A 15555-nucleotide genomic window follows, 5' to 3' on the forward strand; every position below is an offset into this window, starting at 1 on the left:
CGTCCTACCTCCGGACCGTGATCGTCTTGGCGGCCGAGCCGATGCGCCCGTCGCTGCCCGCGGCGAGGATCGCGACCTTGAGCTTGAAGGAGCGCAGTGTGCGCAGGGCCTTGCGGGTCTTGGACGAGAGCTTGACCGTGACCGTGGTGGTGCCCTTGGCCGTGCCGATCTCGGGTGTCTTGAGCTTGAGGCGCTTGGCCGTGGCCTTGTCGAGCGCGATCGTGACCGTCGCGCGGCAGGCCGTCTCGCAGCCCGTGGTGACGGTGAGGCCGCGCGAGAGCAGCGTCGCGAGGCGCGGCGTCGGGATGCGCGGCTTGAGCGCGAGCGGCTTGTTGACCGGGGCCGGGGTCGGCGGACCCGGGACGGGCGACGCGGTCGGGGTCGGGGTCGGGGTCGGGGTCGCCGTCGGGGTGGGCGGCGGCTCGCACACGCAGGTGGCGAACGGCACGTCTATGTAGGAGATGCCGATGTCGCCGCCCGCGTCGGTGGCCTTGAGGCCGACGCGCGCGCCAGGCTTGACGGCCACGCCGGTGGCGGTGGCGTCGTCGAAGGCGCGGTCGTTGTCGAGGTCCCACTCGTACTTGTCGACCGCGTCCCCGTCGGGGTCGACGGCCGACGCCTTGGCCGTCTTGTAGTCGTTGGTGAGCGCGATCGTGACCACGGGCGGCCGCCTACCGAGCGTGAACGAGTCGCGGGTCGTGGTGACCGTCCCCTCCGGGTTCTGCACGCGCACGCCGACCGTGTGGCGGCCGACGCCGGGGGTGAAGGCCGGGAAGGTGTCGGTGCCGTCGTCGTAGTCGCCGTCGCCGTCCGCGTCCCAGCTCACGTCGCAGCAGTCGTCCTCGTCGCCGAGCACGAAGTAGTCGGCCAGCATCGGCTCGCCCGCCCGCGGGAACGGGTTGTCCTCGTCGTCGCGGTAGGCGAACAGGTCCGACTGGAACCCGATGCCGCTCAGCGGCTGGACGCTGGCGCGCGAGATCGCCGAGACGCCGTTGGCACCGGTCGACTTGACCGCCATCGTCACCGGACCGGTGAACGTCCAGCGGAAGGCCTCTCCGTCGTCGTCCGGCACGTCGTCGAACTGCCCGTCGCCGTCGAGGTCGAAGCTGAGTGTGCCCTCGTCGTCGGAGTCCACCGAGAACGTCGTCGGCCGGCCGGCACGGACCATGTCCGGAAGGAAGATCCGGCCGAGCCGCGGCGCGAGCGCCTCCGCGGCGGGCACGACGAGGATCGTGCTCGACGCGATGCGCGACATGCCGTTGCTGCCCCGGGTGACCTTGGCGCGCACCTCGTAGGTACCCGGCGCCGTGAAGGTGTGCTTGATCGACACCGCGGTGCTCGTGTTCTCGAACGCGGTTCCGTCGTCGAACTCGCCGTCGCCGTCGAGGTCGTAGGCGACGGTCCGATCGATCTGGCCGGGATAGGCGTAGACCGTGAGGTCGACGGGCTCGCCGGCGACCGCGGCACCGCTGTGCGCGAAGCGGATGGCGGTGAGCTGGCCTGAGTAGGACGGCTCGACGGTGAACTGCTGACTGGCCGTGTAGACGTGGCCGCCGCTGTCGGTGGCGCGTGCGCCGATGCGGTGGTCTCCCGCCGTGAACACGTGCTCGAGCTGCGAGACGCCGCCCGCGACGGCGTCGCCCTGGTCAGTCTCGTAGGCTCCGTCGCCGTCGAGATCGAACTCGAAGTGCCCGGAGTCCGGCGCCGCCCAGTACGCGAAGAGGTCCAGCGGCCGGCCGGCGACCAGGATGTCATCGCCCGAGTCGCCGACCCCGAGCAGGAGCCGCTGGCCGGGGCCGCGCACGTTGACGGTCTGGGCGACGATCGAGGACGCGCCCTCGTCGTCGGTGGCCCGCACGCCGATGGGGTGTGGGCCACCGGTGAAGTAGTAGCCGAACACGTCGCCGTTGGGCCATTCCCAGATCTGGTCGTCGAACGCGCCGTCGTCGTCCGTGTCCACCTCGACCTTGCGGACCGCGCCATCGTCGGGGGTCGAGAGATGAGCCTTGAAGTCCTTGTTCGTCGCGAAGACGTCGTCATCGAGCCCGAACCTGATGTGCGGCGGGCGATTGACGTTGTCGACGAGGAACGTGCGCCGCTCGGTGGCCGTGCGGCCGAACTGGTCGGTGACCTGCAGGCCGACATTGCGCGTGCCCGCCGCGAAGCGGTACGTGAGCGTGTCGGCCGTGCCGTCGTCGAAGGCGCCGTCGCCGTCGAGGTCCCAGGCGAAGCTCAGGCCGCGGCCGGCGCCGCCGGCGTAGAGCTCGACGTCCTTGTTGGCCCGCGGCGACGGGGGATCGGTCGCGATGTACGCCGTCGGCGTGTCCGCGTGACACAGCCAGTAGTCGTCGTCGCACGGCGATTTGACGGCCGCCGCCGCGGTCGCCGGAAACACGCTGATAACAACAGTGAGGCAAAGCAGAACGATGCGCATGGACCGCGCCACCGTACTGTGTCGCCTCACCCTCCTCTAATCGCACATCTGTCTAGAGCAATGCGGCGGCGACCTGCTCGCGATGCCAGCCCGAGTCGCCGTAGGCGTGCGCGTTGGCCTCCGCGCGCTTGAGGAAGAGATGCAGGTCGTGCTCCCACGTGAAGCCGATGCCGCCGTGCACCTGGAGGGCCGAGCGGGCGACGTTGACCGCGGCGTCGGAGGCGTAGGCCTTCGCGCAATTGGCCGCCATGAACGCGGTCTCCGGGTCGTGGTCGAGCGCCCACGCCGCCCAATACGTCACGTTCCGCGCGCCCTCGGTCTCCAGGAACATCTGCGCGCACGCGTGCGAGACGGCCTGGTAGGAGCCGATCGGGCGGCCGAACTGCTTGCGCTCCTTGGCGTAGTCGACCGTCGTGCGCGTGACCCGAGCGGCGACGCCCACCGACTCGGCGGCGGCCATCACGGCGATCGCGTGCCAGGCGTGGCCGAAGTCGCCCTCGAGCTCCACGGCCGGCGGCCCGTCCAGGCGCACGGTGAACAGCGGGCGCGTCGCGTCCAGGGCGCGCGCGGGCTCGATCGTCACATCATCCGCCGCCACCGCGAAGTGGCGACCGCCTTCCGCGGTCACGACGATCGTGTCGGCGACGTCCGCGTTCGGCACGGCGATCTTGACGCCGCGCAGGTCCGCGCCCAGCGACGGCGACTCGGGATCGGCGCCGCCGTCGGCGTCCCACTGCGCGACGGTCCCGCGTCCCTCCAGCCCCGGGTGCAGCAGCTTCGCCGCCCAGTGCGCGGCCAGCGGCGACGGCGCCAGTGAGTACCCGAGCTCCTCGGCGACGACGGCGAGCTCGACGATGCCCAGCTCGGCCACGTCCGGCCAGCCGAGCTCGACGATCGCGTCCCAATGGGGATCGGGTTGCCCGTCGAGCGCGATCGCGCGGATCGTCTCCGGCGTGTAGCGGGCGGCGAGGAAGTCGCGCGCCGTGCGCTTGATCTCGCGCTGGTCTTCGGTCAGGTCGAAGTTCATCCGCGTGGCAGTCCCAGGACGCGTTCCGCGACGATGTTCTTGAGGATCTCGGTGGTCCCGCCCTCGATCGAGTTCGCGCGGGCGCGCAGGAAGCGGTACGTCCAGACGTCGTCGACGAGCTGCGCGGATGGTCCCTTGATGTCCATCGCGAGCGTCGTCAGCGACTGGTTGATGTCCGCCCACAGCCACTTCCCGAGCGAGCCCTCGGGTCCGGGCTCGCCGGACTTCATCGCGGTCGTCAGGCCGCGGTAGGCGAGCAGGCGCAGGACCTGCGCCTCGATCGCGATCTGGGCGAAGCGCTGGCGGATCACCGGGTCCGTCGTCCCCTTGATCTCGTCGGCGAGCTCGCTCAACGCCACCTGGACCCGCGCCTGCAGCGCGAACGCCAGGCCGGCGCGCTCGTGCATCAGCGTCGTGATCGCCACGCGCCAGCCGTTGTCGACGCCGCCGACGACGTTGTCGACCGGGATCCGCGCGTCCTCGATGAAGAGCTCGTTGAACTCGGCCTCGCCGGTGATCTGGACCAGCGGCCGGATCTCGACGCCCGGCTGGTCCATGTCCATCAGGAAGTACGTGAGCCCGCGGTGCTTGGGCGCGTCCTGGTTCGTCCGCGCGAGCAGCATGCACCACTTGGAATGGTGCGCGAACGTCGTCCACACCTTCTGGCCGGTGACGCGGTACTCGTCGCCGTCGAGGACCGCGCGCGTCTTCAGCGACGCGAGGTCGGAGCCGGACTCGGGCTCCGAGAACCCCTGGCACCACATCTCGTCGGCCGAGAGGATCGGCGCCAGGAACCGCGCCTTCTGCTCGTCGGTGCCGTGCGCGATCACGGTCGGCCCGCCCATCGTCAGGCCGAGCACGTTGGCCAGCTGCGGCGCGCGGGAACGGGCGAACTCCTCGAACAGGATCGCCTGCTCGATCTGGGTCGCGCCGGACCCGCCGTACTCGGTCGGCCAGGTCAGCCCGGCCCAGCCACGGTCGTTGAGCTTGCGCTGCCAGTCGCGGCGGAACTCGAACGAGGCCTCGTCGCCCTCAGGCTCCTTGCCCGGATGGTTCTCCGCGATCCAGGCGCGCAGCGTGTCGCGGAACTCCTCCTCCGCGGGCGAGAGCGTCAGGTCCACGCCGCGGAAACTAACACGCTGTCAGAAGCGGGGGGTTCCGGGGGCGGCAGCCCCCGGTCGTTCAGGTGGCCGTTGCCACTTCCGCGGCGGGCGCGCGGACCTTCTTCGGCCGCGAGGCGATCGCCACGCCGCCGAGGATCAGCACGAGCCCGCCGACCGCGGCCGCCGTGACCGGCTCGTCGAGGAAGATCGCGCCGTAGAACAGGGCGACGCCCGGCGCGAGGTAGGAGACGAGCGCCGCGCGCGCCGGCCCGATGCCGTTGATCAGCTCGTAGTAGATGACGAACGCGATCGCCGTGCCGACCGCACCCAGCGCGACGAGCGCGGCGATCGCGCCGGCCGTCGGCGTGTGGCCGGGGGTCGTGGCGATCCCGGCCGGGAGCACGAGCAGACCCGCGACGGTCACGCTGATCCACGAGGTCTGCACCGCGGCCAGCTTCCCGTAGCGGCCCTTCACGACGAAGCCGGACAGCGCGTAGAAGAACGCCGCGCCGATCATCGCCAACGCGCCCAGGAACTGCTCGAGCGTGTGCACCGACTCGACGCCGACGACGAGCGCCACGCCCGCCAGACCGAGCAGCATGCCGGCCGCCTGGCGGCGGTCGATGGACTCCGACGGCAGGATGAACGGCGCCAGCAGCGCGACGAAGAGCGACGCGGGCGAGATCAGCACCGCGGTCAGCCCGCTCGGCACGACGTGCTCGCCGAAGGTGATCAGCAGGAACGGCGCCGCGACCGCCGTGATCGCCAGGATCAATGCCCACTTCGGCCGCTCGCGGATGTCGCGGATCGTCGCGCCCGCCAGGCCCTGGTGGCGCAGCACCACGAACAGGACGGCCGACGCGATCAAGCTCCGCAGCGAGACGATCATCGCGGCGCTGAAGCCGTCGAGCGCGTACTTGATCAGCAGATAGGAGCCGCCCCAGACCGCGGCCAAGGCGGCCAGAAGCGTGGCGTGGCGAGTGGACATGCCAGCAGTGTCGGGCTCACGGCCCGCAAGCGCAAATGATGATCCCTCCTACTGGGGATCAGAAACGCTTATGCGTCGGACTTCGCCGGGGTGCTGCTGCTCGTGGAGCTGCCGGAGTCCGAGGACTTGCTCTCGGACTTCTTCTCGGCCTGCTTGGCGTCGTGCTTGTCGGCGCCGGAGTCGGCGGACGACGAGGACTGACGGTTGCGCTTGGCGGTCCCGTAGTCGGTGTTGTAAAAGCCCGAGCCCTTGAAGTGGACGGCGACCGGGTGGAAGACGCGCTGCACAGGGGCTCCGCACACTTCGCACTCGGTGATCGGTCCGTCGGTCATCTTCTGCATCACGTCGAAGTGATGTCCGTTGTCACAGCGGTACTCGTAAATCGGCATCCGGGCGGGTGAGTTTAGCCGCCTAGACTGCGGGTCCTATGCCCGCAGCCACCCTGGACGAGGTCGTCGCGCTCTGTAAGCGGCGAGGCCTGATCTTCCCCGCCTCCGAGATCTACGGCGGCATCGCCAATACCTACGACTACGGGCACTACGGCGTGCTGCTCAAGCGCAACGTCTCGGATCTGTGGTGGAAGGCGATGATCCAGGAGCGCGACGACGTCGTCGCGCTGGACTCGGCGATCATCCAGCACCCGCGCACGTGGGAGGCCTCCGGGCACCTCGCGGGCTTCTCGGATCCGCTCGTCCAGTGCCTGGGCAAGTGCAAGCGGCGCTTCCGGCTGGACACGCTGCAGGAGGAGGCCGAGGCCCGCGGCGAGGATCCGGAGACGGTCAAGTGCCCGGTCTGCGGCGGGGACCTGACCGAGCCGCGCGCGTTCAACCTGATGTTCCAGACGACGATCGGGCCGGTCCAGGAGGAGGGCTCGACCGTCTTCCTGCGCCCCGAGACGGCACAGGGCATCTTCCTCGACTTCAAGACGACGTTGACGTTCGCGCGCAAGAAGCCGCCGTTCGGCATCGCGCAGATCGGCAAGTCGTTCCGCAACGAGATCACGCCCGCGAACTTCATCTTCCGCACCTTGGAGTTCGAGCAGATGGAGATGGAGTTCTTCGTCCCGCCGGACGAGGCGCAGCAGTGGTACGAGTACTGGTGCCAGACCCGTCTGGAGTGGTACGTCGGGCTCGGCATCAAGCGCGAGAACCTGCGCCTGCGCCCGCACACCGAGGAGGAGCTCTCGCACTACTCCTCCGGGACCAGCGACGTCGAGTACCTCTACGCGGGCACGTGGCGCGAGCTCGAGGGCGTCGCCAACCGCGGCAACTTCGACCTCACGCAGCACTCCGAGTACAGCGGCAAGAACCTCGAGTACAAGGACCCGCAGACCGGCGAGGGGTACATCCCGCACGTGATCGAGCCCGCCGCCGGCCTCGGCCGGACCGTGCTCGCGCTGCTCTGCGACGCCTACGACGAGGACGAGATCGGGGGCGAGAAGCGCACCGTGCTGCGGCTGCATCCCTCCGTCGCCCCGGTCAAGGTCGCCGTGCTCCCGCTGCTGCGCAAGGACGGGCATCCGGAGAAGGCGCGCGAGATCTACGAGGCGCTGCGCAAGCGGATGTCGGCCGAGTACGACGAGGGCGGCAACATCGGCAAGCGCTACCGGCGCCAGGACGAGATCGGCACGCCGTACGCGATCACCATCGACCACCAGACGCTCGAGGACGGGACCGTCACGCTGCGCGACCGCGACTCGCTGTCGCAGGAGCGCCTGCCCGTCGAGGGCCTGGTCGAAGAGCTGGAGCGCCGAATCACGTCGTGAGCGCCGGCGCCCAGGTCTCCTACGACGATCTCTACGCGCGCTGGGAGCGCGGTAACTGGCGCGCGACCGAGATCGACTTCACGGAGGACCGGCGCCAGTGGCACGAGGTACTCACGGAGCACGAGCGCCGCGCCGCGCTGTGGAACTACGCGATGTTCTTCCACGGCGAGGACGCGGTCGCCGATGACCTCGCGCCGTTCATCGACGCCGCCCCGCGCGAGGAGCAGAAGTACTTCCTCGCCACCCAGCAGGTGGACGAGGCGCGCCACGCGATCTTCTTCAAGCGCTTCCTGCACGAGGTCGTGGGGCGTGGCGACGGGTCGGTCGCGGGCGGCCTCGCCGCGGTCGAGCCGGAGCTGACGTGGGGCTTCCGTCGCACCTTCGCCAAGCTCGACGAGGTCACGGGCGCGCTGCGCTCGGACCGCTCGGCGGTGGCGTTGGCGCGGGCGGTCGTCATGTACCACGTCGTCGTCGAGGCACTGCTCGCCCAGCCGGGGCAGCACTTCATCTCGGACTACCTCGAACGGCGGCAGCTGCTGCCGGGGTTCCGCGAGGGGATGCGGCTCGTCGCGCTGGATGAGCAGCGTCACATCGGCTTCGGGGTCAAGCTGCTGCACGACCTGCACGTGGCCGATGCGGATGTGATCGGCGCCGTGGCGGATCTCGTGCGCGAGGTCACGCCGTTCGCGCTCGCGGTGTTCATCCCGCCGGGGTGGGACCGCTCGTACACGGAGTGCTTCGGCTTCACGCTGGAGGAGATCTACACCGAGGGCGCGCGGTCGTTCGAGGCCAAGCTGCGTTCGGCCGGCCTGCCGCTGGAGTCGCTGCCGGGCCCGTCGGTGTTCCCTTTGGAGATGAGCGCGCGCGAACGGGCGGAGTACGGCCTGGCGATGCTCCGGGCCGGGTTCCTCGGCCCGGGCAACGGCGCGCCGCCGCGCGACCCTTCTTCGATGGAGCTGCTGTTCTCGTCGGTGGCGCGGGCGGTCGACCTGCGCACCGCGCCCGCGGCGCCGTTCGTCGTGCAGTGGGAGTTCCCGGACGCCGAGCCGTGGCACCTGCGGGTCGGTGAGGGCGCCTTCGCGGGCCGTGCGCGGCACGTCGACGTCGAGGTGCGTGTCCGGTACGAGGACTGGGTCGATCTCGTCGCGGGGCGCCTGGACCCTCGCCGCGCGCTGGCGACGGGCAAGCTGCGCCCGCACGGCTCACCGCGCGCGCTGTGGGCCGCGCGCGGCCTGTTCCAGTAGGGCCTCCGCCGCGGCCTTGGCGTCGCGCGCCGCCGTCGGGTCGTTCTTGACGAACGCGACGGTCCTCGCGCCTTCGACGAGGAGCAGCAGCTGACGCGCGAGCGCCTCGCCGTCGCCGGTCAGCTCCTGCAGCAGGTCGAGGTAGCGGTCGAGATGCGCGGCGGCGATCGCGCGCGCCTCCGTCTGCGCGCCGCGCGCCTCGATCGCCCCGTTGACCAGCGCGCAGCCGTTGAACGCGGGGTCGGCGAACCAGCGCTCGAGCGCGTCGAACAGGGCGAGGATGCGCGCTCTCGCGTCGAGGCCCTGGGAGACCTCGCGCAGCCAGGCGGAGACGCGCTCGCTCCGGGCCCGCAGGTAGGCGGAGACGAGCGCGTCTTTGGAGTCGAAGTGGCGGTAGAGGGTGACCTTGGACACGCCGGCCTCGGCGGCGAGCTCGTTGACGCCGACGGCGAGGGTGCCTTTCTCGTAGAGGACGCGCGAGGCGGCGTCGAGGATCCGTTGACGCGTCGCCGCGGGGTCGAGCGGTTCGCCCTTGGCGACGGGCATCGGCTAGATCGCCTGCAGCACGACGTCGGGGCGGTCGCGATGCACCGAGTGGCCGGCGCCCTCGACGACCCGGTACTCGACGTGGGGACGGCCGTCGGCGAGCGCCGGCATGGCCACCGGGTCGAGCCCCGCGCCGAGGATCAGCGTCGGCACGGTGACGCGGTCGAGCAGGTGCGCGTGGTGCCAGGGCGCGTTGTCGTCGATGATCCGCCCCATCGCCTCGGGGCGCGCCTGCCGGCTCGCGAGCGCCTTCGTCCGCACGGTCTGGGCGTCCCAACCGGGGTTCGCCGCGCGGACCTCCGCCTCGGATGCCGGATTGGTCGCCTCGTCGATGATCGCCGCGCGGATCGACGGGTCCTCCCGCAGGTCCAGCGCCGGGTCGAGCAGGATCAACCGCCGCGCGAAGCCGGGATCGTGCGCGGCGGCATGGGCCGCGACCGCGCCGCCGAGCGAGTGGCCGACGACGAGCTCGTAGCCCGTCCCGAGGCCCGCTGCGAGGTCGGCGAACGTGTACCGGTCGCTGTCGGGGCTCTCGCCATGGCCGAGCAGATCGGGCGCGAGCGCGCCGCGCTCGGCGAGCGCTTCGCCGAGCTGCCACATCGTCGCGCCGGATGACGTGATGCCATGGATCAGCAGGACGCGGGCGGGCTCGGGGCCCCAGCGGTGGAAGTGCAGGCTCGACATGGAACCGAATGGTATGTACCGTTCGGTTTCATGTCAATGCGCCTCTGGTTGGCCGTGTTGTGCGGCTACTTCGCCTTGGGCGCGACGATCCAGGCGCTGCCTTCGGTGGTCGCGGGCGGCCCGGGCACGATCGGCCTGCTCGTCACGCTCGCGGCGGCCGCGACCGCGATCACCCGTCCGTTCGCCGGCCGCCTCGCCGACCGCGGCCGCGCGCTTCCGGTCGCCCGTGTGGGCGCCGCACTGGTGGCGGTCGGCGCGGCCGCCCACCTCGTGGCGGACACGCCGGTGGCGCTGGCGCTCGCCCGGCTGACGATCGGCGCCGGCGAAGGAGCGCTCTTCACGGGCGCGCTCGCCCGCGTGCTCGAAGCGGCCGCGGTCACCCGCCGCGGCCGCCTGATCGGCCACTTCGGCCTGTCGATGTGGGGAGGCCTCACCCTCGGCCCGGTCGTCGCCGCGACGATGAGCCCGCGCGGAGCGCTGTGGCTGGCGGCGACGATGGGCGCGGCGGCGCTCGCGCTGACGGCCGCGCGTCTCGCCACGCCCGGCCGCGTCGGCGCCCCACGGGCGCGCCTCGCCGCGCCCGCCCCCGAGGTCACCCCGCCCGCGCGTCTCGCCACGCCCGGCCGCGTCGTCGCCCCGCCCGCGCGCGCCGCCGCGCGGCCGTCCCTCATCCCCCGCGCGGCGTGGCGGCCCGGCCTCGTGCTCGGGCTGGCGTCGTTCGGGTACGGGACGGTGATCGCGTTCGCGGTGTTGGAGGCCGGGAGCGGCGCGCTCGGCGTGTTCGCCGGGGCGTTCCTCGTCGTGCGGCTGCTCGGGAGCCGCCTCGTCGACGACCTCGGGCCGCGCACCGTCCTCGTCGCGTCGGCGGTGCTCGAGGCCGGCGCGCTCGCCACCGTCGGTGTCGCCGGGCTCGTCTCGCTGGCGGCCGCGGGCGCGGCACTCGCGCTCGTCTTCCCCGCGCTCGCGCTCTGGGTCGTCGAGGCCGCGGGGGAACGCGAGCGCGGCGCCGCCGTGGGCGCGATGACGTCGTGCTGGGACGTGGGGATCGCGGCCGCGGGACCGGTGGGCGCGCTGCTCGTCTCGCCCGGGCACCTCGCGCCGGCGTTCATCGCGGCGAGCGGTCTGGCAGCGCTCGCGGCGGTCGGCGCGACCCCTGAGCGGACTAGGGAGTTCCCTGATTTAGGGCGCGCCGCGAGGCAGCAGGATGCGGCGCCATGACTTACCGCATCGCCGCCGCTGTGGCGGCTCTCGGCGCCTTCGCTGTCGCCGCTGCCCCCGCGGCCGCGGCTCCGAAGAAGAACACGATCACCGCCGTGGGCGGGATGAAGGTCAAGGCCAACGCGTACGTGCAGGACGCGCAGCACTGGGACGCCGACAGCTACACGGTCAAGTCCGGCGACACGGTGACGCTGCGCGACAAGTCGACCGACGGGCAGCCGCACACGCTGTCGTTGATCAAGAAGCTGCCCAAGACGACCGCGCAGATCATGGGCTGCGAGGCGTGCGGGCCGCTAATGGAGGCCCACCAGGCGAACCCGGAGACGGGTGAGGTCGGCAAGGAGCTCGTCGAGGCCGGGGGGTCCGGCTTCGACACCGGCGGCGACAAGTCCGCCGCCGGCGACTCGATCTTCCTGCCGCCGAAGGGCAAGGTCACCTTCAAGGTCACGGCCAAGAAGGGCACGACCCTGAACTTCGTCTGCGCCGTGCACCCCTGGATGCTCGGGACGATCAAGGTCTCCTAGCGCGGAGGGTGCGGGCTGCCGTGGGGGCGGCCCGCACCCGATCGCGTCAGTCCGCCGCAGCGGCGTTGTAGACGCTTTGCGCCGTACCGTCGAGGTACGGACCGAACATCACGTCCGGCTGGTTGGAGTACCCGTAGGAGTTCACCGAGTAGAGGTTCGAACCCACGATCCAGCCGCCGCCGCTGGACCCGCCGGTCATGTCGCAGCCGATGCCCATCGTCGCCGGGCTGGCCGAGTTGTCCGACGTCTGCAGCGGCGAGCTGCACGTCCACAGCCGCTCACCCGTGAACGGCGGCGCCGCCGGGTAGCCGTAGGACACGTAGTTCTGCGAGCGGTTGTAGTTGAACGAGATCCCGCGCCCCCCGACGCGGTCCGTCAACGCCGTCCCGCCTGAGGGAGCGACGACCGCCGCGCCCACGTCGTAGCTGAAGTCACCGCTGTTCCCCCACGCCGACGACGTGAAGAGGTTCGAGGCCACGTAGACCCCGAGCGGCGCCGACCCGTCCTTGTAGGCGGGCACGAACTCCCAGTTGGTGGCGAAGTCGCCGGGACCCTCGTTCACGCAGTGCCCCGCGGTCCACACCACGCTCTTGTTCGAGCTCAGCAGCGCGGTCCCGGAGCAGACGTAATCCACGCCTCCCAACGTGAAGAACACCTTGCCGTGGGTGCGCGTGGGAGCGTTCGTGTAGGGCGTCGTGACCTCCGCGGAGGTCCACGGCAGCGGCGCCGCGGCGGCCTTCGAGACCGAGCCGTCGGCGTTGATCGTGCGTACCGCGGGCTTCGCGTTCTGCATCCGCTCCGCGGTCCAGTAATCCGCCACGTCGGCCCGCTGCGCCGAAGAGACGGTTCCCCGCTCGAGGACCTGCGCCTGCGCGGGTCCGGCCAGGACGAAAGTGGCAGCCAGCAGCGCCGGCGCCAGAGTGAGACGTCGCAAAATTGCCTCCCGAAAGGGACGTCTGTTTTCCCACCAGCCCGGACACCCCTGCCTCGGGAACTGGTGACGGTTGCCACACCGTAGCGCGGAGCGTTCGGGCAGCCGCACCATATGTCCGCAATCGAATCGCTAGCTTCGCCTCAATGAGCGATCACGCGATCGCCGTGGAGGGGCTCGAGAAGTCGTACGGGACGGTGCGGGCGCTGTGCGGAGTGGACTTCGCCGCGCAGACCGGCTCGATTCTCGGCCTCCTGGGTCCAAACGGCGCTGGAAAGACCACTGCGGTACGCATCCTGGCCACGCTGCTTCAGCCCGACGCCGGCACGGCGCGCGTCGCCGGGCTGGACGTCGTGCGCGACGCGGATGCCCTGCGCGCCAAGATCGGCCTGGCGGGCCAGTACGCCGCGGTCGACGAGAACCTGACCGGCTTCGAGAACCTCGAGATGGTCGGCCAGCTGTACCACCTGCCGCGCAAGGAGGCGCGTTCCCGAGCGGACGAGCTGCTCGAGCGCTTCGACCTCGCCGACGCCGGCGGGCGCCCGGCCAAGACGTACTCCGGCGGCATGCGCCGACGGCTCGACCTGGCCGCCGCGCTCGTCTACCGCCCGCCGGTGATCTTCCTGGACGAGCCGACCACGGGCCTGGACCCGCGGGCGCGGTTCGGCATGTGGGAGACGATCGAGGCACGCGTGGCCGAGGGCGCGACCGTCCTGCTCACCACCCAGTACCTCGAAGAGGCCGACCGCCTCGCCGACCAGATCGTGGTGATCGACCACGGCAACGTCATCGCCGAGGGCACGTCCGACGAGCTGAAGGACCGCGTCGGTGGCGAGCGCCTCGACGTCACGCTCGAGACGGGCGCGGACCCGGCGGCGGCGATCGCCGCGCTCGCCGAGATGGCCGCCGACCGGCCGACCCAATCCGAAGGGGTCGTCCACGTGCCCGTCCGCGGCCGGACCGGCGCGATCGCCGAGGCCGTGCGGCGCCTGGACGCCGCCGACGTGGGGATCGACGACATCGCGCTCCGCCGCCCCACGCTCGACGACGTGTTCATCACGCTCACCGGCCACGCGGCCGAGGAGGAAGCGGAGGAGGTCGCGGTATGAGCCTCGCCTACACCTTGAGCGACACGGCCGTCCTCGCCCGCCGCAACCTCAAGCGGATTCCGCGCCAGCCCGACCTGCTGATCGCCTACACGGTGCAGCCGGTGATGTTCGTGCTGCTGTTCGTGTACGTCTTCGGCGGCGCGATCCAGACGCCCGGCTTCGACTACGTCGACTTCCTGATGCCGGGCATCATCGTGCAGTCGATCGCGTTCGGCGGGTTCGTCACCGCGCTCGGGCTCTCCGAAGACGTCCAGAAGGGCCTGATCGACCGCTTCCGCTCGTTGCCGATGTCGCGGGCGGCGGTGCTCACCGGACGCACGCTGTCGGACATCCTGCTCAACTGCCTGTCGCTGACCGTGCTGCTGGGGGTCGGCTTCATCGCCGGATTCAACTTCCAGGACACGAGCGTCCCCGAGGTGCTGCTCGGGATCTTCCTGCTGCTGCTGTTCGGATACGCGTTCTCGTGGATCTTCGCGCTGGTCGGGCTCTTCTCGTCCTCGCCTGAGACCGCGAACTCGATCGGTTTCACGGCGATCTTCCCGCTCACCTTCGCGTCGTCGGCGTTCGTCCCGGCGGAGTCGATGCCGGACGGCCTGCAGCAGTTCGCCAACGCGAACCCGTTCACGACGGTGGTCGACGCGGTTCGCCACCTGTGGCTCGGCACACCCGCCAACAGCGACGTCTGGGTGGCGTTCCTGTGGTGCGCGGTCCTGCTCGTGGTCTTCGTGCCGCTCGCCGTCCGCCGGTACAGGCAGGTCTCCGCCAAATGAGGGCTGGCACACTCTGTAGGTGCGCGTTTTCGCCACAGTGATCGTGGTGGCGGTGGCGGCGGTGACGTTGGTCTCCGCGGCCACCGCGCAGGGCCCGGCGAAGGCTTCGGTGGCCGTCGTCTCGGGCACCCTCGGCAACGTGTCGGCCAAGAAGGTCTCCGGCGGCGGGTCGACCAGCGGGGCGATCCCGGCGAAGCTGCCGAAGGGGATCGAGCTCGGCGACGGCTTCTACAGCCTCACGACGTCGAGCGACGGGACCGCGTCGGCGCAGGCCGAGGCCGACGACCTCGAGCTGTTCGGCGGCGCCGTGACGGCGTCGCTGGTCTCCCGCAGCGCCACCGCGACCGCCAAGCGCGTCAAGTACAGCGGCACCGTGCGCGACCTCGTGCTCGGCGACGAGGACATCGGCTCGGTCAGCCGGGCCAAGACGTACACGTTCGCCTCCGGCAAGGCCGTCGTGAACACCGACGGCGCGGCGCTCACGGTCACGTTGACGAAGGACCTGAACGGCTTCCCGGCCGGGACGAAGGTCGTCGTCGCGGAGGTCTCGGCCACAGCGGGCGCGGCCGCGCCGGAGCCCACCGCGACCGCCTCGCCCACCGCCGAGCCCACGACGACCGCCACGCCCGAGCCGACCGCGACGCCGAAGCCCCGCGACACGACCCCGAGCTGGAAGAAGCGGCTGATGTCCAGGCGCTTCATGTTCCCCGTGGCGGGCCAGACGACGATCGGCGGCCCGTTCGGCTCCTTCCGCGCCGACACCGGCGCCCACCAGGGCAACGACCTCTTCGCCGACTTCGGCACCCCCGTCGTGGCGGTCGCCGACGGCACGATCAAGAACGTCGGCTCGCTCCCGATCTCCGGCAACCGCCTGTGGGTGTACGCCGACGGCGGCGACCAGTTCTTCTATGCCCACCTCGCGTCCTTCGCACCGGCCGCCGTCGACGACCGCCACGTCGAGGCCGGCACCGTCCTCGGCTACATCGGCAACACGGGCGACGCCGAGCCGACCCCGCCGCACCTGCACTTCGAGATCCATCCGAACGGCGGCAAGGCCGTCGACCCCAACTCGTTCCTCGTCGCCTGGCAGAAGCGCGCCGGCAACCTCACGGACACGTCCGAGCGTCCCGGCGCCCTCGTCGAGGTCCGAGACTTCATAGGAGAAGGATGAGGAGCCTGACCACCGTTCGACGAGGCACCAATCGCAGGTTT

The 15555-nt window shown here is 71.1% G+C and carries 15 protein-coding genes; 7 read left to right on the forward strand and 8 right to left on the reverse strand.

Annotation, left to right across the window (positions count from 1 at the left end; translation table 11 throughout):
- Window positions 1-4: 4 nt before the first annotated feature.
- The 5 genes from G569_RS64970 to G569_RS0138100 form a co-directional block, all read right to left on the reverse strand.
- Window positions 5-2395, reverse strand: a complete 2391-nt coding sequence (locus G569_RS64970; protein ID WP_028067287.1) for a PKD domain-containing protein — start codon at window positions 2393-2395, stop codon at window positions 5-7.
- A 91-nt stretch (window positions 2396-2486) separates the two neighbouring features.
- Window positions 2487-3461 (reverse strand): acyl-CoA dehydrogenase family protein, encoded by a 975-nt coding sequence (locus G569_RS59935; RefSeq protein ID WP_053227621.1) that lies wholly within the window; start codon window positions 3459-3461, stop codon window positions 2487-2489.
- Entirely contained in the window at window positions 3458-4582 is a 1125-nt protein-coding gene (locus tag G569_RS0138090) for an acyl-CoA dehydrogenase family protein (protein ID WP_028067288.1), read from the reverse strand. Before G569_RS0138090 ends, G569_RS59935 begins: the two co-directional genes overlap by 4 nt.
- A gap of 61 nt (window positions 4583-4643) precedes the next feature.
- Window positions 4644-5552 carry a DMT family transporter gene (locus tag G569_RS0138095; protein WP_084286178.1) on the reverse strand — a complete coding sequence of 303 codons (909 nt, stop codon included), beginning with the start codon at window positions 5550-5552 and terminating at the stop codon, window positions 4644-4646.
- Between the two features lie 68 nt (window positions 5553-5620).
- Window positions 5621-5941: an FmdB family zinc ribbon protein gene (locus G569_RS0138100; protein ID WP_028067290.1), complete on the reverse strand. Its 321-nt coding sequence runs from the start codon at window positions 5939-5941 to the stop codon at window positions 5621-5623.
- A gap of 38 nt (window positions 5942-5979) precedes the next feature.
- Between G569_RS0138100 and G569_RS0138105 the strand changes: the two genes are divergently transcribed.
- Both G569_RS0138105 and G569_RS0138110 read left to right on the forward strand, forming a co-directional pair.
- Window positions 5980-7317 carry a glycine--tRNA ligase gene (locus tag G569_RS0138105; protein ID WP_037501878.1) on the forward strand — a complete coding sequence of 446 codons (1338 nt, stop codon included), beginning with the start codon at window positions 5980-5982 and terminating at the stop codon, window positions 7315-7317.
- Complete coding sequence (locus G569_RS0138110) at window positions 7314-8561, forward strand: ribonucleotide-diphosphate reductase subunit beta (protein ID WP_028067292.1); 1248 nt, start codon at window positions 7314-7316, stop codon at window positions 8559-8561. The genes G569_RS0138105 and G569_RS0138110 overlap by 4 nt, the downstream gene beginning before the upstream one ends.
- Here the strand turns inward: G569_RS0138110 and G569_RS0138115 are convergent.
- Both G569_RS0138115 and G569_RS0138120 read right to left on the reverse strand, forming a co-directional pair.
- Complete coding sequence (locus tag G569_RS0138115) at window positions 8520-9107, reverse strand: TetR/AcrR family transcriptional regulator (protein ID WP_028067293.1); 588 nt, start codon at window positions 9105-9107, stop codon at window positions 8520-8522. The two genes, G569_RS0138110 and G569_RS0138115, sit on opposite strands and share 42 nt — an antisense overlap.
- 3 nt (window positions 9108-9110) lie before the next feature.
- Window positions 9111-9791: an alpha/beta fold hydrolase gene (locus tag G569_RS0138120; RefSeq protein ID WP_053227622.1), complete on the reverse strand. Its 681-nt coding sequence runs from the start codon at window positions 9789-9791 to the stop codon at window positions 9111-9113.
- A 30-nt stretch (window positions 9792-9821) separates the two neighbouring features.
- On the opposite strand from G569_RS0138120, the gene G569_RS55125 reads away from it, so the two are divergent.
- Together G569_RS55125 and G569_RS0138130 are read left to right on the forward strand one after the other, a co-directional pair.
- Window positions 9822-11009: an MFS transporter gene (locus G569_RS55125; protein WP_169542340.1), complete on the forward strand. Its 1188-nt coding sequence runs from the start codon at window positions 9822-9824 to the stop codon at window positions 11007-11009.
- Complete coding sequence (locus G569_RS0138130) at window positions 11006-11533, forward strand: cupredoxin domain-containing protein (protein WP_028067295.1); 528 nt, start codon at window positions 11006-11008, stop codon at window positions 11531-11533. The genes G569_RS55125 and G569_RS0138130 overlap by 4 nt, the downstream gene beginning before the upstream one ends.
- Before the next feature lie 46 nt (window positions 11534-11579).
- Here the strand turns inward: G569_RS0138130 and G569_RS55130 are convergent, their stop codons facing one another.
- A complete protein-coding gene (locus tag G569_RS55130; protein ID WP_211233195.1) occupies window positions 11580-12467 on the reverse strand; it encodes a trypsin-like serine peptidase in 888 nt (295 codons plus the stop codon).
- 143 nt (window positions 12468-12610) lie between these two features.
- Here G569_RS55130 and G569_RS0138140 point away from each other — a divergent pair, with 143 nt between their 5' ends.
- The 3 genes from G569_RS0138140 to G569_RS59940 are packed head-to-tail and all read left to right on the forward strand — an operon-like array spanning window position 12611 to window position 15514.
- On the forward strand, window positions 12611-13573 hold the full coding sequence (locus G569_RS0138140; protein ID WP_028067296.1) for a daunorubicin resistance protein DrrA family ABC transporter ATP-binding protein: 963 nt from the start codon (window positions 12611-12613) through the stop codon (window positions 13571-13573).
- The gene (locus G569_RS0138145) at window positions 13570-14343 is read left to right on the forward strand and encodes an ABC transporter permease (protein WP_028067297.1); all 774 of its coding nucleotides are present in this window, start codon (window positions 13570-13572) and stop codon (window positions 14341-14343) included. Before G569_RS0138140 ends, G569_RS0138145 begins: the two co-directional genes overlap by 4 nt.
- A 19-nt stretch (window positions 14344-14362) precedes the next feature.
- Complete coding sequence (locus tag G569_RS59940; RefSeq protein WP_157592592.1) at window positions 14363-15514, forward strand: M23 family metallopeptidase; 1152 nt, start codon at window positions 14363-14365, stop codon at window positions 15512-15514.
- The last annotated feature ends 41 nt before the right edge of the window (window positions 15515-15555 follow it).

The organism is Solirubrobacter soli DSM 22325 (assembly GCF_000423665.1).
Taxonomy (GTDB): Bacteria; Actinomycetota; Thermoleophilia; order Solirubrobacterales; family Solirubrobacteraceae; genus Solirubrobacter; species Solirubrobacter soli.